Source organism: Thalassospira australica, assembly GCF_044790785.1.
In the GTDB taxonomy this organism is placed as follows: Bacteria; Pseudomonadota; Alphaproteobacteria; order Rhodospirillales; family Thalassospiraceae; genus Thalassospira; species Thalassospira australica_A.
Genome location: NZ_CP085258.1, coordinates 3591560 through 3610749 on the forward strand (window position 1 = coordinate 3591560; position 19190 = coordinate 3610749).

23 protein-coding genes are annotated in these 19190 nt (G+C 54.8%); 14 read left to right on the forward strand and 9 right to left on the reverse strand.

What is annotated here, in order from left to right:
* Positions 1-6: 6 nt before the first annotated feature.
* The 3 genes from LG297_RS16795 to rfaD all read right to left on the reverse strand — a co-directional run bounded on the left by LG297_RS16795 (position 7) and on the right by rfaD (position 3059).
* A complete protein-coding gene (locus tag LG297_RS16795; RefSeq protein ID WP_404422263.1) occupies positions 7-1134 on the reverse strand; it encodes a class I SAM-dependent methyltransferase in 1128 nt (375 codons plus the stop codon).
* Positions 1131-1982: a prolipoprotein diacylglyceryl transferase gene (gene lgt / locus LG297_RS16800; RefSeq protein WP_404426962.1), complete on the reverse strand. Its 852-nt coding sequence runs from the start codon at positions 1980-1982 to the stop codon at positions 1131-1133. Before lgt ends, LG297_RS16795 begins: the two co-directional genes overlap by 4 nt.
* Before the next feature lie 93 nt (positions 1983-2075).
* Positions 2076-3059, reverse strand: coding sequence for an ADP-glyceromanno-heptose 6-epimerase (gene rfaD, locus LG297_RS16805; RefSeq protein ID WP_404422265.1), 984 nt, complete (start codon positions 3057-3059; stop codon positions 2076-2078).
* Between the two features lie 257 nt (positions 3060-3316).
* Here rfaD and LG297_RS16810 point away from each other — a divergent pair, with 257 nt between their 5' ends.
* The 7 genes from LG297_RS16810 (at position 3317) to LG297_RS16840 (ending at position 7406) form a co-directional block, all read left to right on the forward strand.
* Positions 3317-3634: an accessory factor UbiK family protein gene (locus LG297_RS16810; protein WP_404422267.1), complete on the forward strand. Its 318-nt coding sequence runs from the start codon at positions 3317-3319 to the stop codon at positions 3632-3634.
* Positions 3635-3824: 190 nt separating this feature from the next.
* Complete coding sequence (locus LG297_RS16815) at positions 3825-4331, forward strand: YbjN domain-containing protein (protein ID WP_404422269.1); 507 nt, start codon at positions 3825-3827, stop codon at positions 4329-4331.
* Between the two features lie 137 nt (positions 4332-4468).
* Positions 4469-4693 (forward strand): hypothetical protein, encoded by a 225-nt coding sequence (locus LG297_RS16820; RefSeq protein WP_404422271.1) that lies wholly within the window; start codon positions 4469-4471, stop codon positions 4691-4693.
* Positions 4690-5505, forward strand: a complete 816-nt coding sequence (gene proC / locus LG297_RS16825; protein WP_404422273.1) for a pyrroline-5-carboxylate reductase — start codon at positions 4690-4692, stop codon at positions 5503-5505. The genes LG297_RS16820 and proC overlap by 4 nt, the downstream gene beginning before the upstream one ends.
* A 34-nt stretch (positions 5506-5539) precedes the next feature.
* Complete coding sequence (locus LG297_RS16830; protein WP_404422275.1) at positions 5540-6244, forward strand: TetR family transcriptional regulator; 705 nt, start codon at positions 5540-5542, stop codon at positions 6242-6244.
* A gap of 199 nt (positions 6245-6443) precedes the next feature.
* Positions 6444-6896 (forward strand): phasin family protein, encoded by a 453-nt coding sequence (locus tag LG297_RS16835; RefSeq protein ID WP_404422277.1) that lies wholly within the window; start codon positions 6444-6446, stop codon positions 6894-6896.
* A gap of 165 nt (positions 6897-7061) precedes the next feature.
* On the forward strand, positions 7062-7406 hold the full coding sequence (locus LG297_RS16840; RefSeq protein WP_404422279.1) for a tRNA-binding protein: 345 nt from the start codon (positions 7062-7064) through the stop codon (positions 7404-7406).
* A gap of 71 nt (positions 7407-7477) precedes the next feature.
* Here LG297_RS16840 and LG297_RS16845 read toward each other — a convergent pair whose 3' ends face one another.
* On the reverse strand, positions 7478-8254 hold the full coding sequence (locus tag LG297_RS16845) for a ferredoxin--NADP reductase (RefSeq protein ID WP_404422281.1): 777 nt from the start codon (positions 8252-8254) through the stop codon (positions 7478-7480).
* 310 nt (positions 8255-8564) lie between these two features.
* Between LG297_RS16845 and LG297_RS16850 the strand changes: the two genes are divergently transcribed.
* Both LG297_RS16850 and LG297_RS16855 read left to right on the forward strand, forming a co-directional pair.
* Positions 8565-9248, forward strand: a complete 684-nt coding sequence (locus tag LG297_RS16850; protein WP_404422283.1) for a GntR family transcriptional regulator — start codon at positions 8565-8567, stop codon at positions 9246-9248.
* Between the two features lie 181 nt (positions 9249-9429).
* Positions 9430-10125: a nitroreductase family protein gene (locus tag LG297_RS16855; RefSeq protein WP_404422285.1), complete on the forward strand. Its 696-nt coding sequence runs from the start codon at positions 9430-9432 to the stop codon at positions 10123-10125.
* A 68-nt stretch (positions 10126-10193) separates the two neighbouring features.
* Here LG297_RS16855 and LG297_RS16860 read toward each other — a convergent pair whose 3' ends face one another.
* The 3 genes from LG297_RS16860 to LG297_RS16870 form a co-directional block, all read right to left on the reverse strand.
* On the reverse strand, positions 10194-11528 hold the full coding sequence (locus LG297_RS16860) for an ATP-binding protein (protein WP_404422287.1): 1335 nt from the start codon (positions 11526-11528) through the stop codon (positions 10194-10196).
* Between the two features lie 50 nt (positions 11529-11578).
* Positions 11579-12304, reverse strand: a complete 726-nt coding sequence (locus LG297_RS16865; RefSeq protein WP_404422289.1) for a response regulator — start codon at positions 12302-12304, stop codon at positions 11579-11581.
* Between the two features lie 157 nt (positions 12305-12461).
* Entirely contained in the window at positions 12462-12977 is a 516-nt protein-coding gene (locus tag LG297_RS16870) for a MarR family winged helix-turn-helix transcriptional regulator (protein ID WP_007090103.1), read from the reverse strand.
* 113 nt (positions 12978-13090) lie between these two features.
* On the opposite strand from LG297_RS16870, the gene LG297_RS16875 reads away from it, so the two are divergent.
* Positions 13091-13987 (forward strand): branched-chain amino acid aminotransferase, encoded by an 897-nt coding sequence (locus LG297_RS16875; RefSeq protein WP_404422291.1) that lies wholly within the window; start codon positions 13091-13093, stop codon positions 13985-13987.
* 96 nt (positions 13988-14083) lie between these two features.
* On the forward strand, positions 14084-14749 hold the full coding sequence (locus LG297_RS16880; protein ID WP_404422293.1) for a glutathione S-transferase family protein: 666 nt from the start codon (positions 14084-14086) through the stop codon (positions 14747-14749).
* Between the two features lie 80 nt (positions 14750-14829).
* Here the strand turns inward: LG297_RS16880 and hemF are convergent, their stop codons facing one another.
* Positions 14830-15693, reverse strand: coding sequence for an oxygen-dependent coproporphyrinogen oxidase (hemF, locus tag LG297_RS16885; RefSeq protein ID WP_404422295.1), 864 nt, complete (start codon positions 15691-15693; stop codon positions 14830-14832).
* On the reverse strand, positions 15693-16163 hold the full coding sequence (locus LG297_RS16890) for a tRNA (cytidine(34)-2'-O)-methyltransferase (RefSeq protein ID WP_404422297.1): 471 nt from the start codon (positions 16161-16163) through the stop codon (positions 15693-15695). Before LG297_RS16890 ends, hemF begins: the two co-directional genes overlap by 1 nt.
* A 394-nt stretch (positions 16164-16557) precedes the next feature.
* Between LG297_RS16890 and petA the strand changes: the two genes are divergently transcribed.
* The 3 genes from petA to LG297_RS16905 are packed head-to-tail and all read left to right on the forward strand — an operon-like array spanning position 16558 to position 19158.
* Positions 16558-17109, forward strand: a complete 552-nt coding sequence (gene petA, locus LG297_RS16895) for a ubiquinol-cytochrome c reductase iron-sulfur subunit (protein ID WP_404422299.1) — start codon at positions 16558-16560, stop codon at positions 17107-17109.
* Between the two features lie 8 nt (positions 17110-17117).
* Positions 17118-18389, forward strand: coding sequence for a cytochrome bc complex cytochrome b subunit (locus LG297_RS16900; RefSeq protein WP_404422301.1), 1272 nt, complete (start codon positions 17118-17120; stop codon positions 18387-18389).
* A complete protein-coding gene (locus LG297_RS16905) occupies positions 18382-19158 on the forward strand; it encodes a cytochrome c1 (protein WP_404422303.1) in 777 nt (258 codons plus the stop codon). Before LG297_RS16900 ends, LG297_RS16905 begins: the two co-directional genes overlap by 8 nt.
* The last annotated feature ends 32 nt before the right edge of the window (positions 19159-19190 follow it).

Below are 19190 nucleotides of genomic sequence, written 5' to 3' on the forward strand. Positions count from 1 at the left end.
GCTCCGTTATCCTTCAGCACCACTGACACAGGGTGGCGGCGCCGTTTCGCGACCATATCCGATCAGCACTTTAAAAAGGGTTCCCATCTGATCGGCATCAATCAGGCGAGCAAGGGCCGCATCAATCGCTTTTGCCTGCGCGTCATCGGCTGTTTCTTTTAAAAGTTCGGCACGCTGTTCAATACCCAGCATTCGAAGGAACGTGCCCTGCGTCAGGACGGCACCGATCCGCGCATCTGCTTCAAGCATCGCCCGCCCGATGGCGGAAAAATCAACATGCGCGGTCAGGTCTGCATCGCCGGGCTGTTCCAGAACCGGGTGATATTTATGATCCTTAAGCGCCTGCAAGGTATCACCAAACGCGCTGTGCGGGTGGCCGTAATCGATGAACAATGCCGCGCCGCCAACCTCGTTCAGGCGGCGCGCGACCTGATCTGCAATAGCAATGGCCACCGGGCAGCTTTCAAAAATATCGCCGGGCTTTGCGGTACCGCGCAAGGTTGCCGGAACCAGCGCATCGGTCACCGGCGTTTCCGCCCCGCGCACGAACCCAAGTTCACCCGTATTGGCATCCACCCCGACCAGCCGTTCGCACCAGCCATGGCTTGCGCGTTCAAACTGGCGGATCGGCAGGGCATCGAAAAACTCGTTGCCGATCACGATCACCGGCGCATTGCTACTGGTCGGAATATCGTCAAATGCCTCGTGCCAGGTTGCGGGGATGCCATAAGGCATGATCGCGGTTTGCTGATGAGTTCTAAGGACCGGGCTGGTTTCAACAAACCGCACCGTCAGGGCATCGGAAAGTCCCGGCACATTGCGCACCGCGCGCAGGGCATCGGCCATAAGCGTCCCGCGACCCGGCCCCAGTTCAACAAGGTTGACCTTGCGCGGGCTTCCCATCTGCTGCCACGTCACCGCCGCCCAAAGCCCGATCAATTCGCCAAACATCTGGCTGATTTCAGGTGCGGTAATGAAATCGCCCTTGCGCCCGAACGGGTCCTGTTTGCGGTAATAACCGTGCTCGGGATGGGCAAGCGCGTCACTCATGAAATCGGCAATCGTGATCGGCCCGTCAAGCGCGATCCGCCGTTTCAAATGGTCGAGCAATGGTTTATCGGAAGTCCCGGTCACGCCTTCTGTCCGTCTTTTGGCTGGTCTTCTTTCTGAAGTTTGCGCGTTTCAATCGGATCGGATTTCATTGCAAAGATAATGCAGCCGACACCGGCCAGCACCATCGGGATCGATAGCAACTGCCCCATGGTCGCCCCGAATGTCAGGAAACCAAGCTGCGCATCGGGTTCGCGGAAAAATTCGACGATGATGCGCGAAATGCCATAACCGGCAACGAATGTTCCACCAAGGATACCCGGACGATGGCGGACATAGGCACTGCGCGACAGGGCAAACAGCACGATAAACAGGATCAAACCTTCAAGCGCTGCTTCGTAAAGCTGGCTCGGGTGGCGCGGTTCCGGCCCACCATGCGGGAAGACCATGCCAATCGGCGCGTCCGTAACCCGCCCAAACAGCTCGCCATTGATGAAATTGGCGATCCGCCCGAAAAACAGCCCGATGGGCGTTGCCACCGCCGCCGCATCCAGCACGCCCAAAATGGAAATCCCGCGTTTGCGCGCAAACAGGATGATCGCCACGATCACGCCCATAAACCCGCCATGGAACGCCATACCGCCCTGCCATACCTTCAGGATATTGGCCGGGTTCGCCATGTAATATTCCAGATTGTAAAACAGGATATAGCCCGTTCGCCCGCCAAGGATGACGCCAAGCGTCGCCCAAAACAGCAAATCGTCAATGTCGCGTTTGCTCATGATGTTGGGAGTCTTGGTGCAGTAATAGACGACATAACGCCAGCCAAGCAGCAACCCGGCAATATAGGCAAGGGCATACCAGCGGATTGCAATCGGACCGATAGAGATCGCGATCGGGTCAATCGCCGGAAAGGCAAGGCTTAGCATCAGGGGAAACTCCGTGACGTATATCTGTTAATTTACCGACTGGTCGCAAACGATCAGGGCAGGAACATGGCAAGCCATCCCCTACCCCGCATCGGATCAACGGAACGGGTCCTCGGTCGCGAGGTAATCCTGAATATATTGCCGCACCCCTTCTTCAAGCGGGGTCATGTTCGCGCCATATCCGCACGCACGCAGCTTGGCCATATTGGCCTCGGTGAAATACTGGTATTTGTCGCGAATGCTTTCGGGTGTTGGCACATACTGAATATCGGGTTCCTTGCCGATTGCGCTAAATACCGAAAGGGCAAGGTCCCTGAAGCTGCGCGCCTTGCCGGTGCCGACGTTAAACAGGTCGCTGACCTGCGGGTTGTCGTAAAGCCACATGATGATATCGACAACATCCCCGACCCAGACAAAATCGCGAAGCTGCCCGCCATCCTCGTAATCGGGATGATGGGATTTGAACAGGGTTGCGGTTTCACCGGCGGAAAGTTTGTCAAACATCTGCGACACGACCGAGCGCATGCCACCCTTGTGATATTCGTTCGGGCCGTAGACGTTAAAAAATTTAAGCCCGGCCCACTGTTTCGGGCGGAAACCGTTCTGATCCAGGATGGTTCTGAACCGCCGATCCGTGGCATGCTTGGACCAGCCATAGGCATTCAGCGGCGCCAGTTTTGCCAGATCACCCTGTTCAAAACTGTCGTCAAAGCCCTGCTTGCCATCGCCATAGGTCGCCGCCGACGATGCATAGATCAACCGCGATGAATGGCGCGCGCACCATTCCCAAAGCCAGGTGGTCAGTTTGAAATTGTTCTGTACGATCTTGTCGGCATCGCGTTCGGTGGTGGCCGAAATCGCGCCCATATGGAAAATCGCCTTGATATCGTTATGTGCGTCCAGAAACGCAGGCAGATCATCGGGATGAACGATATCGCGCAGATTGCGTTTGGCAATGTTTTTCCATTTGATCCCGTCGCGAAGGCGGTCAACGACCACAATGTCGGTCTCGCCACGTTCTTCAAGGGCGGCCACGATATTGGACCCGATAAATCCGGCTCCACCGGTGACAATCAGCATTGTATTCTCCTGACGGCGCGATGGCTTTTTACTGTGGCCATTTGCGATGACCTTTTGAAGCCTTTTGGGCAATCGATTATGAAAACTGAACACTTTATAGGCCCCGCCCTGATCTGGAGCAAGAAAAGCCGTTTGTTTTTCCTTTATATCCGGCGGATCGACGATCAACTTGCCTTGACAACCCTAACACCCATATTATGCGCAAGTTTTGCGGATATGCCGTAGCAAACCATACTGCCCAAAAGCCGGAGACAAAGATGCAGATCAACAACCGTATCCTCGACGACCTGACCCGTGTCACCAATTCCGCATTGGGTACAATGACCGGCATGAAGGGCGAGATCGATGCACTTGTCCGCCAGCAGTTTGAAAAAATTCTGGCCGGGATGGACTTGGTCACCCGCGAAGAATTCGACGTGGTGCACGACGTTGCCGTGCGCGCCGCAGAGCGTATCGACGGCCTTGAAGCCAAAATTGCAGAACTGGAAAACCGGCTGGCAAAAGCCGAAAAGCCGGCTGCAAAACGCACAACCGGCAAAACCACGGCAAAACCGGCTGCAAAAAAAGACGCATAATCGGGAAATCATCCCCACATAAAGGCAAGGAACGCCGTTCATAGCAGGGTCGCGGAAAGGTCGGCCGGGGACTGCGGATTGCCGATCACATGAAATTCATTTCTGTCCTGCGTCGCAGGGCGGTTGAAACGCGGCGGGCACCGGCATATAGTGCGCGCCCTTTCGCATATGCAGAGACTGGCAAATTTATATGAACGACCAACTGGAAGATATCGGCGACTTTGGCGACGAAAATCCGTTGCTGCTTGTCGAGGATATCGCCCGCACCAATGACTGGCACGTGGAACGTCGCAGCGACGATGAAGTCGTTGTCGAAATCCCGGCGCACTGGTGCACGTATCTGGTCTATTTCACCTGGCGCGAAGATGCCGAAGCGCTTCACATTGCCTGCTGCTATGACCTGTTCGTGCCCGAGCCCCTTCGCCCGCGCATCTATGAATTGCTGGCAAAGTGCAATGAACAGCTTTGGCTCGGCCATTTCGGATTATGGCTGGATGAAAACATGCCGCTGTTCCGTCATACGCTTCTGTTCGGCGGCGATGTTCCCCCGATGGTCGAACAGTTCGAAGAACTGATCGATATCGCCATCTCCGAATGCGAGCGTTTTTTCCCGGCCTTCAATTTTGTTCTGGGTCAGGGCAAAACCCCGGACGAGGCATTGACCCATTCCATGCTGGAACCTGTCGGCCAGGCATAAGCGCCATTTCCATCCGGTGAAGAATTCCATCCAGACAGGGTCGGCCATCGTGCCGGCCCTGTTTCATTCGGAATCGCATAAAATTTTCGCAGGTCCCTGGGACATGGCGGTTGCAATACAAACCGCGGCGGTCCAGCATGATTGATGCCCTGCACGACATAAAATCCCGTACCGGTCAATCCTTTCAGAAAAACACCCCGCATCACGATATTTGCGCGCAAGTTGCTGTGAATTTTGCCGATACCCTTGCCCCCGTGATCGACTTGACCCACCTTCAGAACATCGCTACGGCATTGCACTGTGATTGTCGATCCACACATGTTTGGCAGTCAGGGATGGAAAAAGCGGAGCAGATTTTATGAATACGCGTCTATTGCTGGTCGGTTGCGGCAAGATGGGCAGTGCCATGCTTGAGGGCTGGCTGGCCAAGGGGCTTAGACCCGACAAAGTTTATATCGTCGAGCAGGCCGAAGCAGCCGACAAGCTGTCGATGCGCTATGGTATTCACGGCATCACCGATGTCACCGAAATACCGCAGGATTTCATCCCGCAGGTTGTTCTGTTTGCCGTCAAGCCACAGATTCTGCCCGACGTGATCGACGGGTACAAGCAGCTGGTCCGCGCTGAAACGGTCTTTCTTTCGGTGGCGGCTGGCAAAACGATCCGCTTCTTTGCCGATCATCTTGGCAAGACCGCGCGCATCGTTCGCGCCATGCCCAATACCCCGGCTGCGGTATCGCGCGGCATGACCGTAATGTGCCCGACGGACAATGTCAGCCAGGCGCAGCGCAACATGTGTGAAGCCCTGCTTGCAACCGTGGGCATGGTATCATGGGTTACGGATGAAAGCCTGATGGATGCGGTCACTGCCCTTTCGGGCAGCGGGCCTGCCTATATATTCCATCTGGTCGAAGCCATGGCGCAAGCAGGCGAAGCTGCCGGTCTTCCGGCCGATCAGGCGATGGTACTGGCACGCCAGACGGTTGTCGGAGCCGGTTTCCTGCTTGATGCCAGCGTGGAAACCGCAGCAACCCTGCGCGAAAATGTCACCAGCCCCGGCGGCACCACTGCCGCCGCCCTTTCGGTGCTGATGGATTCCCAGAATGGCCTGCCCGACCTGATGACCCGTGCGATCGAGGCCGCCCGAAAACGTTCTGTCGAACTGGCGGGTTAAACCGTCATTCACAATCGCGATAAAGGAGACGATCATGCCTGCCAAAAAGGACCCGCAAACCAGATTGATCGATGCTGCCATGGATCTGGCGGCATCGGGACGCTGGCATGACGTCACCATGATCGACATCGCTCAATCGGCAGGGGTCGAGATCGGGGTTGCCTTTGATCATTTCAAAAGCAAGGCCGATATCCTGCGCCAGTTCGTTCGCAAGATTGACCGGATTGTCCTTGCCGACCTTGATCCCGCCGATTTCAACGAACCCGGCCATGACCGGCTGATCGCCGTCATGATGGCACGGTTTGACGCGCTGGAACCCTATCGCCCTGCACTTCGGTCGATCATCGCCAGCGGTGGCGATCTGGGCCCGACCGACACACTTCGTGCGATCAAGACCCATTTCGGATCGATGCGCTGGATGCTGGACGCCAGCGGCTTTACCACCGGCGGCCTGCATGGCAGTTTGCGTGTCGCCGGAATGGGCACGATTTATGCCCGTTGCTTCAAACAATGGCTCGATGATGAAACCGCCGATTTCGGCCCGACCATGGCCGCCCTTGACCGAGCATTGGCCCGTGGCAGCGAATGGGACAAACGGATCAGCAGCGGCATTTCCCGACTGAACAATGTCTGCGGAAAAATTCAGAAAAAATGTGATCGGCTTGCACAAAAATATTGCAGCAATGATCGCACCGGGAAGACATTCCAAGCGGCAGAAAATAACGGTACAAACCCCTAAATATTTGATTCAAAACGGGGTTCACGCACCATAACCCAAGGTTATGGTGATGAGCAAAAACCAAACCATGAAGTTTTTGTGCAGTGCAAAATAAATCTTGACGAAAGCGGTTCATTCCTTCATATTGCAGTTGAATTTGTGCGGCGCACAATAGCGCCTCATTCCACACCTGTTGCAAATTGTTGATGGAGTGCAAACCATGACCGCCGCTAAAAAAGCAACCAACCCGTTCTTCGATCTCGACTTCACCAAATTCACCACGGATTTCAAAATGCCGGGTGTTGACGTGAACGAGATGATGGCCTTTCAGCGTAAAAACGTTGAAGCCCTGACCAAAGCCAACAAAATCGCCTTTGACGGTTTCCAGGCTGTTGCTCAGCGTCAGAGCGAAATTTTCAAAACGCTGCTGGATAAAGCTCAGACCCAGAGCAAAGATTTCGCTGCTACTCCTGCTGACAACCCGATGGCCGCTGCTGCAAAGCAGACCGAAGCCGCCAAAGCCGCTTATGAAGAAGCTCTGGCCAATGCCAAAGAACTTTCGGGTCTGGTGACCAAATCCCAGGAAGAAGCACTCGCCCTTCTGCAGGGTCGCTTCACCGAATCCCTGGACGAGCTCAAAGTTGCGATCGAAAAGAACGCCGCTGCGAAGTAATCCGGCTGATAACTTCCCGTTATCAACTTGATGGCAGGACCTTCTGGTCCTGCCATTTTTCTTTGTGTTTTGCCCAAACTCCTGATTTGGCCAATAGCGACTATAAGCCCTTACCTGCCGACTGCGATCCCGCTAATCTGGCTCAAATTCAACGGAGACAGATTTATGAGCGAGATCAGTTTTGACGATTTCCTGAAAGTGGATATCCGCATCGGCACGGTCATCGACGCACAGGAATTCCCCGAAGCCCGCCGCCCGGCCTTGAAGCTCTGGGTGGATTTCGGCCCTGAAATCGGCACCCGCAAAACATCAGCCCAGATCACCAAATATTATACGCCTCAAAGCCTGATCGGGCGTCAGGTTGCCGGCGTGGTCAACTTCCCCAAAAAACAGGTCGGCCCCTTCATGTCCGAATTTCTCTGCCTCGGCTTTCCCGATGGCGAAGATGACAAGGGCATTGTTCTGATCGCACCGGAACGCAAAGTGCCTAATGGCGGGCGCCTGTTCTAGCGATAATCCGAACATGAACAAAGGGCGCAGCCATTCGGCTGCGCCCTTTGTTCATGTTCGGCTCTGTCGACTTATTTCTCGACGAACGCCTTTTCGATCACGAAGTGGCCGGGCTCGTTCATATTGCCTTCCTTGCCGCCCCATTCGACCAGCATCTGGCGGGTTTCGGCGATCATTTCCGGGTTACCACACAGCATGAAGCGATCATTTTCAAGGGTCGGCTTTTCAAGCCCAAGGTCTTCGTAAAGTTTGCCGGACTTCATCAGTTCGGTGATGCGGCCCTGGTTTTTAAACTCTTCGCGGGTGACGGTCGGATAATACAGAAGCTTATTCTGGACATCTTCGCCAAAAAATTCGTTGTTGGGTAATTCGCTATGGATGAATTCCTGATAGGCCAGTTCACGCACTTCACGGCAGCCATGAACAAGAATGACCTTGTCGTAGCGCTCGTAGGTTTCGTAATCGCGAATGACGCTCATGAACGGAGCCAGGCCGGTACCGGTCGACAACAGCCAAAGGTTTTTACCGGGCAGCAGGTTGTCATGGATCAGGGTTCCGGTCGGCTTGCGCCCGACAAGAATCTTGTCACCAACCTTGATATGCTGCAAACGCGATGTCAGCGGACCGTTCGGCACCTTGATCGAGAAGAATTCAAGTTCTTCGTCGTAATTGGCACTGACCATCGAATAGGCGCGCAAAAGCGGCTTGCCTTCGACTTCGAGTCCGATCATGGCGAATTGGCCATTGATGAACCGGAAACCCGGATCACGGGTGGTTTTGAAGGTGAAGAGAGTGTCGGTCCAATGATGGACGTAAGTGACTGTTTCTTCGTTTAAATTGCTGGCCATAACGCTGCATCAATCCGTTTTGTCTAAAGCTTTCTGTTGGACCGTGGCGGGAACGACGGACACACTTTCCCGGCACAATGTCCATGCCAAGTTGATGCGATTTAACATCAATCAAACGTATATCGCAAGAAAACATTCACTCATTGTGTGTTTTTATGTGAATGCACATAAAAATGTATGAATTATGTGTAGAATATTGTCTGACAATAGTGCACGATAATCACATCAGGCATATATCGCAACCGCGAACTGCCTCCTAGATAGGCCACGATACGCCGCACGGCAATGATCCATCGCAATCCGGTGATAAATGACAGAAACCGACGCTTCCGCAACCGAGGCTCTGACAGTCCAGCACGTTTCCGATGCCATCACCAATGCAGTCCGGGACGGTCGCCTTGTGCCGGGTCAGCGCCTGACCGAAATCGATCTTGCCAAGCGTCTTGGCGTCAGCAGACCATCCGTACGCGAAGCTTTTCGTCAACTGACCGCAGACGGCCTTTTGCATAGCCAGCCCTATCGCGGGGTCAGTGTAAGGCACATGACACGGCGCGAAGTTGACGACCTGTTTGTCGTGCGGGGCGCACTTGAAGGTCTTGCGGTGCGGCTTGCGACCCCGATCCTGCACAAGGATACGTCGCGGCTGCTTGGCATTCAGGCTGAACTCGACGCTGCCGAAGCCCGCAATGACCTTACGGCCATGTCGCGCCACAACCTTGCCTTCCATATGCTATTTGCCGATGTCACCGGCAATGCGCTTTTATGCGAACAATTGCGGCGCATTTCCAATAGCGTATACTGGTTGCAATTCCGCGTTCTGGTCGCAGACGACAAGGTTCTTCAAACCAACATACAACACCGCGATATCGTTAATGCCATCCGTGCCGGGGATGCCGCCAGGGCCGAAGAGATCATGATTGATCATGTCGATCATTCCCGCCAACTGGTGCAGTCGCTGCCAGATACCCATTTCGCCGACGGCATAACAGACTAGGAGGCAGGCCTCGGATTCCCGACTTGCCCATCCCGGAACCTTCACTCGCACAAAGCCGAAAACGCGCGAAGCGCGCAATAAAGGCAGCCTATCATCCATCCGGGATGACAGGACTTGCATCCGCAATTTTGATAAATTAATATTGTCTGACAATTTAAACAAACAAATATCAGAGACCGCCATGCCAACCTGCCCCGGCCTGACCACAGATTTTCTGCCTATTCCCCTTCCCGATTATCAGGAACGCCCCGTCGAAGAAATGCGCCGCGGGGCCCAGGCATTCTATGAGGAAATCCGGACACGCCACACGGTGCGCGAATTTTCTGATCGTCCGGTGCCACGCGATATCATCGAAACATGCATCCGTGCGGCGGGCACCGCGCCCAATGGGGCCAATCATCAGCCATGGCATTTTTCCGTGATTGGCGATCCGGTGATGAAAAAGAAAATCCGTGCCGCTGCCGAGGAAGAAGAACGCGCCTTTTATGCCGGCCGGGCCGGTGAAGAATGGATTGAAGCCTTGCGCCCGCTGGGCACGGATGACAGCAAACCGTTTCTGGAAATCGCGCCCTGGCTGATTTGCATTTTCGGCGAACGCAAAAGTGCGTCGGCCGACGGGAAGTTTCGCAAAAACTATTACGTGCCGGAATCCGTTTCCATTGCCACCGGCTTTCTGATTGCCGCCCTGCATCGCGCCGGGCTTGCAACCCTGACACACACGCCAAATCCGATGAGCTTCCTGACCGAGATCTGTCAACGTCCGGACCACAACAAACCCTATATTCTTCTGGTCACTGGATATCCGGCAGCGAATGCGACGATCCCGAAACATGCGACCGAGAAAAAGGATCTTTCGGAAATCGCGACTTTCTTCTGAAACACCTCAAACCCAAAACAAGAAGCCCCGCAGCACGGCGGGGCTTCTGTTTAACATTCCAAAGACGCTTAATGCCCGATCGGCAGAACAAGACGGACGCGAAGCCCGCCGCCCGGCGCATCTTCAAGAAAAACATCACCGCCATGGCCACGCGCTGAATCGCGCGCAATTGTCATGCCAAGACCGACACCACCCGTCGCCTGATTTCGCGATTCCTCAAGACGATAGAATGGCTTGAAAACTTCTTCCCGCTTGTCGGCCGGAATGCCGGGTCCGTCATCGTCAAACACGATCTCGTAATCCTGCCCGCGACGTCCGGCACGGACCGACAGATTGTTGGCATACCGACCGGCATTGGACATGATATTGGCCAGACAGCGCCGCACGGATTGCGGACGCAAATCCATTTCCAGACTGTCGGCAATATGCAGGTCAATCTGCTGCCCATCGCGCAGTGCTTCACCAACCTGATCGGTAATCAGCTTGCCGATATCGGTTGGCACGGCCTTTTCACCTTCTTCGCCGCGCGCAAACGCAAGATAAGCATCGACCATGCGCTCCATGTCGACAACATCCTGCTTAAGCGCGTCAACACCTGGTAGTGAACCCTGCATTGCCAGTTCCAGCTTCATGCGGGTTAACGGCGTGCGCAAATCATGCGACACCCCGGCCAGCAATGCGGTGCGTTGCGACAAATGGCGTGCGATACGGTCGCGCATCGAAATAAACGATGTCGCCGCCAGTCGCACCTCGGCGGCCCCTTCGGGTTTGAAGGTATCGACTTCCACACCACGACCAAACTGATCGGCGGCCTTGGCAAGACGACGGATCGGACGGACCTGGTTGCGCATGAACATCACAGCAACGCCATACAGGATCAGGGCGGAGCCCGCGATCCACATAAAGAAGATATAGGTCGTCGAGGAATAAAGACGTTTGCGCGGCGCAACGATGGAAAGAACGCCGTCTTTTAACTGCACCCGGATTTCAAGCTTCCGGTCATCGACATCAAGATCAAAGAAGAAAGGACGTTCCAGACGTTCATCCAAAGCGTTGAACAATTCTGCCGAGACAAGTCCGAATGGTGGTTGGGTAATCTGCCGTTCCAGAATTTCGTCTGGTTCGAACACGATGTCGAGTTGCATGCGCGTACGTGCCGAATGCTGAAGCCATTCCATATGCTCCGCATCCGGATATTGGCCAAGATAATCGATCACGAAAACAACATCGCCAGCAAGACCACGGCTGAGCTGACGCGCAACCGTATCCCAGTGCCGTTCGAAAAAAATCAGCACGGTGACGATCTGCAACAACAGCATCGGCGTCATCAGGATCAGAAGCGACCGTCCCAAAAGGCCCGTCGGCATCAGCGTCTTGATCCATCCTGTTTTTCCGCTGCCCAATACCCTTATCCTTATCCGTATGTCAAAACCGGCAGTTTGATATTCCGCAATCAGTCGGCATATAGGACATAGCCCCGTCCGCGCATTGTCTGCAAGTATCTTGGTTGTTTCGGGTCTTCCTCGAACTTGCGGCGCAGCCGGGTCACCTGCACATCGATACTGCGCGATGCGCCGGGGTCCACGGCATTACCGCCCATCATTTGATGAAGTTCTTCCCGGGTTGTCGCCTGCCCGCGACGTTGCACAAGGGCCGCCAGTAATGCCTGCTCGGCACTGGTCAGATAGATGTGCTCATCACCGCGCTGCAAGATCATCTTGCCGGTATCGAAGGTAAAATCGCCAAACTGCGCAACCGTTGCCGATGTGCCGGTTTCACCCGCATCCAGCTCTGGGGCCTCCGAATATCGCCGCAGGATAGCCTCGATCCGAAGAACCAGTTCTCGCGGCTCGAATGGTTTGGCAAGATAGTCATCCACCCCTGCCTCAAGCCCGGCTATCCGGTCTTCGGTCTCTGCCAGGGCCGTCAAAAGCAGTATTGGCACTTTGGAGCCCTCATCACGCAAACTGCGCGCAAGATCGACACCCTTTTCTCCGGGCATCAGCACATCAAGCACCAGAAGATCAAATTGCAAACCGGCAAGGCTGGATCGTGCTTCGGCAGCGTTTCCTGCGGCAGAGACAACAAAGCCGTTTTCGCCAAGATAACGGGTCAGCAAGTCGCGCAGACGATCATCGTCATCGACCACAAGAATATGCGGCTGATCCTGACTTGTCATACGCGGCTCTCCTGAAAGCTGAACATTTGAAACGCTTTATCCTATGCGAGTTAGGCAAAAAAAAGTTTCAAAATTGTATCTGTCCAAAAGACAGCGGATCAGGCCGTCATCCTGATCCGCTTGATGTCGCACTATAGAAATCAAGACCGGCTTTACACTAACTGGCCCGGCGGCGCATACCGGGCGGGCTGTCGTCGGTAAAGCGGGCCCGGTCGGGCTCTTCGAGCATGCCCAGCATCACCTTGCGAAAACCTTCAACGGCTTCTGCTCCGGCTTCGCGATAGGCTGCCGCGATCAGGCTGCGCTGATTTTCGGTCAGTTCACGTTCCAGCGCTTCGCCCTTTTCCGTCAGCGTCAAAAGACGCTGGCGGCGGTCCTGAACACCGGTTTTCTGATCGATGAAACCTTCGCGCACCAGTTGGCCCAGAACACGCGACAGCGACTGCTTGGTAATTTTAAGAATCGACAGAAGCTCGCTTACCGTAATGCCGGGATTGCGGCTGACGAAATAAATGACCCGGTGATGGGCGCGCCCGAAATTATATTGCTCAAGAATTTGATCTGCCACTGCCGTGAAATCGCGATAGGCATAGAACAGCAGTTCAATACCTTGCCTAAGCTCTTCTTCCCGCAGAAAAAGCGGGTTTACCTTGCGTGTTGAGATATCAGCCATGCTTTTCCGTTATGTCAGTTATATTGACATATTAATCGATGAATGTTACTCCGGCCAGACAATTAAGGACATAAAGTTACGTCCAAGTGCCCTTTTAAATTGGAATCTGGCAAATGATCACTCCGACCTTCGACAACCGTGATGGTTTTATCTGGTATAACGGCGAACTTAAACCCTGGCGTGAAAGCACCCTCCATGTGCTGAGCCATGCGGTCCATTATGGCAGTGCCGTCTTCGAAGGGGAACGGGCTTATAACGGTAAAGTTTTCAAACTTGCCGAACATGGCCAGCGTCTGATCAAATCGGGCGAACTTCTTGATATGAAAGTGCCTTATAGCGCGGCTGAACTTGACGATGCGGTCATTGAAACGCTTGCGGCCAACAATATCACCGATGGTTATATCCGTCGCATTGCATGGCGCGGCAGTGAAATGATGGGCGTTTCGGCCCAAAGCACGCGCATCAATGTCGCGATTGCCACCTGGGAATGGCCAAGCTATTTCAAGCCGGAAGAGCGCCTGAAAGGCATCCGTCTCGCCCTTTCGAAATGGGCGCGCCCGGCACCGAATACCGCCCCGACATCGGCCAAGGCAGCCGGTCTTTACATGATCTGCACCCTGTCGAAACACGAAGCGGAACGTAACGGTTTTGCCGATGCGCTGATGCTTGATTACCGTGGTCAGATTGCCGAAGCGACCGGGGCGAATGTGTTCTTTGTCAAGGATGGCAAAATCCATACGCCGACCCCGGATTGCTTCCTGGACGGCATTACGCGCCGTACCGTCATCGGGCTTGCCAAAGCACGCGGTTTCGAGGTGATCGAACGCGCGATCATGCCCGAAGAAATGGCGGAATTCGAGGAATGCTTCCTGACCGGAACAGCCGCCGAAGTCACCCCGGTAGCCTCCATCGCCGATTACACCTTCACCCCGGCGCATGTCTGCAAGACGCTGATGGAAGACTACATGGCGCTGGTGCGCGGTGAAAAAGAAGCGGTTGCCGCAGAGTAGTAAAATTCAATAATCGACCAGATTATTCACTTTTAATGAAAAATAGCCCGGCATCCGTTTGCCGGGCTATTTTTTGATTTCAGGACAAAACGCATCATGACGACACGATTCCCACAAAAGTCTGATGATATACAAAACAGCGATCATACCCTGCTCTATCAGACTCATTCCCCGTTTGCGCGCAAGGCATTGGTCTTTGCGCTCGAATGCGGATTGGGCGACCGGATCGAGGTGATCCATCAGGAAACCAGCCCGACCAATCGCAATGACCGGGTTTTTGCGACCAACCCGCTGGGCAAGGTCCCGGTTCTGATCCTGCCAGATGGCATGGCATTGTTTGATTCCGATGTGATCTGCGAGTATCTCGACAGCCTGCATACCGACCGGAAACTGATCCCCACCACGGGAACGGAACGCTGGCAAGCCCTGCGTTTGCAGGCATTGGCGCAGGGCATGTGCGATGCCGGTGTGCTGTATCGCTGGGAAACCAACCGCCGCCCGGAGAACCTGCGTTACCCGCCACTGGCCGAGGGGCAGAAAACCAAGCTGATCGAAGCCTTCGATTATCTGGAAAGCGAACTTGATCCCGAAGCACCGATCAATGGCGGCCATATCGCGCTGGCGACCGGGCTTGACTGGATCGCGTTTCGCGAACTGGCCGATTTCAGAACCGGTCGCCCGAGACTGAGCCAATGGTATGAGGATTTCTGCACCCGGCCATCGATGGCGCAAACCGGCTTTAGCGGCCAGACTCACGACTAGCCCGAAACCTGAAATCCGACACAGATATGCAAAGGCGGCCCGGATAACAGGCGGTCTTTGCTATTCCTCATACAATTTATTTACGGCCAGTTTGCCTCTGGCGGCAGCGACATCAGGATGGCCTCGGTATTGCCGCCGGTCATCAGGCCAAAGCGCGTACCGCGATCATGGAGCAGGTTGAATTCGACATAGCGCCCGCGCTTGATCAGCTGGGCGCGGCGTTCGTCGTCGGTCCAGGATTTGTTGTAGTGGCGTTTGACCAGTTCGGGATAGATATCGCGAAAGGCGCGGCCGACATCCTGTGTGAAGGCGAAATCCGCGTCCCAGTCGGCATCCAGATAATCATAAAAAATCCCGCCAACGCCGCGCGGCTCGTTCCGGTGCGGCAGCCAGAAATATTCATCGCACCATTTTTTGAACCGGTCGTAATAATCATCGCCATGCGCGTCACAGGCGGCTTTGAGCGCGCCGTGAAAATCGGCGGTGTCGGCATCCTGCGGGAACACCGGAGTCAGGTCAGCCCCACCGCCGAACCATGCCTTGGTGGTGACGATATGGCGGGTATTCATATGAACCGCCGGGACATGCGGCGAACAGGGATGCGCCACCAGTGAAATGCCCGCCGCCCAGAAATTCGGATTTTCGGCAGCACCGGGAATTTCAGCACGGAATTTTTCGGAAAATTCGCCATATACGGTCGAAATATTGACCCCGACCTTTTCAAACACACGGCCCTTCATCACCGACATTTCGCCGCCGCCCTGCCCTTCGCCGCGTTCCCAGCTTTTGCGATCAAACCGCCCGGCGGGTTGATCGGCAAGCGGGCCGGCATAGCTGTCTTCGAGTGCCTCGAAGCTGGCACAGATATCATCGCGCAACTGGCGGAACCAGTTCCGCGCCGTTTCCTTGTGTTGCGTGATCAGAACGTTATCGGTGCTGTTCATCAGGCCTTCTCCGGAAAGCTGTTGGTCTGTCTGAGGGCCTCGCCCAATGTCATGGCGGTTGCCATCGCGACGTTAAGCGACCGCATCCCCGGTTTAAGGGGAATGACAACGCGGGCGTCAACATATTCGTGGACCTGATCAGGCACGCCACTGCTCTCGGAACCCAGCATCAGAATATCATTTTCCCGGTATTCGAAGTCGTAATAGGGCACCGCCCCCTTGGTCGTCAGCAATACCAGACGCCCCGGAACAGTTCCATCATTACGCGCCTGCACAAAACCGCGCCAATCGGCATGACGTGTATAGTCGGCAGCACCCAGATAATCCATCCCGGCGCGCTTGAGTGCCGCCGAGGTCAGAAGAAAACCGCAGGGCTCGATAATATCAACAGGAACGCCAAGACATGCCGCCATGCGCAGGATTGTACCGGTGTTCTGGGGAATGTCGGGTTCGAACAGACAGATTCTCATAAGGCTTTATAGACTCGCAACATTTTCGACCTGAAATCCGGGCGCAAAACCTTACAAAATTACGCCGATATATCGCCATTAGACTTATTTGGAATAAGACGAGACAAGGATATAACCACTTGGTTGTGAATACGCCAGTCTGTTAGAAAACGCTACGTTCGCTTCGATTGTGCAGCGCAAAACCAAATAGGCAAATCGAATGCGAACAATTTGCAACTCCAAGTTCCCCTTAACAAACCCCTTTTTTGTTAGTATACGAACCCGGTTTCAGGCCTGAAGGCTTTGGGGCAAAAGCATTGTTTGATTTCCGTCAATGGAAATTAAACGTCTTTCCCCTAAGTGTGAATTCGGGCATTCCGCATGCCTGTTTTGGGGGCAGAAAGAGGGATACATTATGTCGCAAACGGTGCAATCATCCGGGGATCATACCCCGGACGAGAACCGCAGGGATTTCCTGACCCTGGCGACCACAGCCGTCGGTGTTGTTGGCACCGGCATGGCGCTGTGGCCGTTCGTGGACAGCATGAACCCGTCCAAGGACGTTCTTGCGCTGGCCTCGGTCGAAGTGAACCTGTCAAATATTCCGGTCGGTCAGGCCATCAAGGTCATGTGGCGCGGTAAACCCGTATTCATCCGCCACCGTACCGAACGTGAAATCAACGAAGCCGCAGACGTCGCGCTGAATGAACTGGTCGATCCGCAGGCCGATGACGCACGCGTCGAGAAAAAGGAATGGCTGATCGTTGTCGGTGTCTGCACCCATCTGGGCTGCATTCCGATGGGCACCGCCACCGGCGAGGCCCGCGGTGACTATGACGGCTGGTACTGTCCTTGCCACGGCTCGCACTATGATACGTCTGGCCGTATTCGCCGGGGTCCTGCGCCGAAGAACCTAGAGGTGCCGACCTACACCTTCCTCACCGACACATCCGTCCGGATCGGCTAAGGAGCTGTATGATGAGTGCACCCGTCTGGAATAACAAAGTGGTGAAATGGGTCGATGATCGTCTTCCGATCATTTCCATGCTGCACCATTCCGCATATGAATATCCGACCCCGAAAAACCTGTCCTATATGTGGAACTTCGGTTCGCTGGCCGGTTTTGTTCTGGTGACGATGATCCTCTCCGGGATTTTCCTGGTGATGAACTATACGCCGCATACGAGCATGGCGTTTGACTCGGTCGAACGCATCATGCGCGATGTGAATTATGGCTGGCTTATTCGCTATATCCATATGAACGGCGCGTCGATGTTCTTCATTGCCGTGTTTATCCATATTTTCCGTGGCCTGTATTACGGGTCGTATAAAGCCCCGCGTGAAATGCTGTGGTGGATCGGTATCCTGATCCTGCTGGCGATGATGGCGACCGCCTTCATGGGCTATGTCCTGCCGTGGGGGCAGATGTCCTTCTGGGGGGCGACGGTTATTACCAACCTGTTCTCGGCCTTCCCGATCATCGGCGATCCGCTGGTAACCTGGCTGTGGGGCGGTTTCTCGGTCGATAACCCGACGCTGAACCGGTTCTTCTCGCTGCATTATCTGATGCCGTTCGTCATTCTGGGCCTTGTCGTCCTGCATGTCTGGGCATTGCATTCGGTGCGGTCGAACAACCCGACCGGGGTTGAAATCAAGACCCCGCAGGACAGCATTCCGTTCCATCCGTACTATACGATCAAGGACCTGTTCGGTCTGGGCGTGTTCCTGATCTTCTTTAGTGCGTTTGTGTTCTTTGCCCCGGATTTCCTTGGTCACCCGGATAACTATATCCCGGCCAATCCGCTGGTAACCCCGCCGCATATCGTGCCGGAATGGTACTTCCTGCCGTTCTACGCGATCCTGCGGTCGATCGATTTCACGATCTTCGGCATTCCGGCAAAGCTGCTGGGCGTGCTGGCGATGTTTGCGTCAATCGTGATCCTGTTCGTTATTCCGTGGCTTGATACCTCGAAGGTTCGCAGCTCGAAATTCCGTCCGGTTTACAAATGGTTCTTCTGGCTGTTTGTCATCGACACTTTCGTGCTCGGCTATTGCGGGGCGAAGGCACCCGATGATTACTTCATGGGGATCGAGGGCCTTAAGGTCATCGTCATGGGCCAGCTTTCAACGCTGTACTACTTCGTGCATTTCCTTGTGGTTATGCCGCTTGTGGGCAAACTGGAACGGCCCAAACCGCTTCCGGCGAGTATCAGCGAATCCGTTCTCAAGGAGAGGGCAAATGCGTAAATTTGCACTTACCGCCATGGCAGCCGCGTTTGCCCTGACTGCCCTTGCCGGCACGGGCGCAAAAGCCGCCGGTGACGCACCGGTCCCGCCGTCGCAGGACTGGAGCTGGAATGGGTTGTTCGGGACTTATGACCGTGCGCAGTTGCAGCGTGGCTTCCAGGTTTACAAGGACGTCTGCGCAAGCTGTCACAGTCTTCGCTTCATTGCGTTCCGTAACCTTCAGGGTATCGGTTTCAACGAAGACCAGATCAAGGCAATTGCCGCGGACTATGAAATAGAAGACGGCCCGAACGACGATGGCGACATGTTCAGCCGTCCGGGCAAGCCGTCCGATTATTTCCCGTCGCCCTTTGCCAATGAACAGGCTGCGGCGGCGTCAAACGGCGGGGCAATTCCGCCAGATCTGTCGCTGATGACCAAAGCCCGCGTGGCAGGCCCGGATTATGTTTTCGGTTTGCTGACCGGCTATGAGGACGAGGCCCCCGAAGGGTTCGATCTGTCTGAAGGAAAATCGTACAATCACTATTTCCCGGGTCATCAGATTTCAATGGCACCGCCGCTTTATGACGAGGCCGTTGAATATACCGATGGCACACCAATGACGGTGGAACAGCATGCGCGCGATGTTGTCGCGTTCCTGAACTGGACGGCACAGCCGGAACTTGAGGCCCGCAAATCCATGGGCCTGAAAGTTATCCTGTTCCTGATCGTTCTGACCGCGATGCTGTATGCGGTGAAACGCAAAATCTGGCGCGATATCGAACATTAAACGTTCGGGATATCGTCAAAAATCAAAGGCCG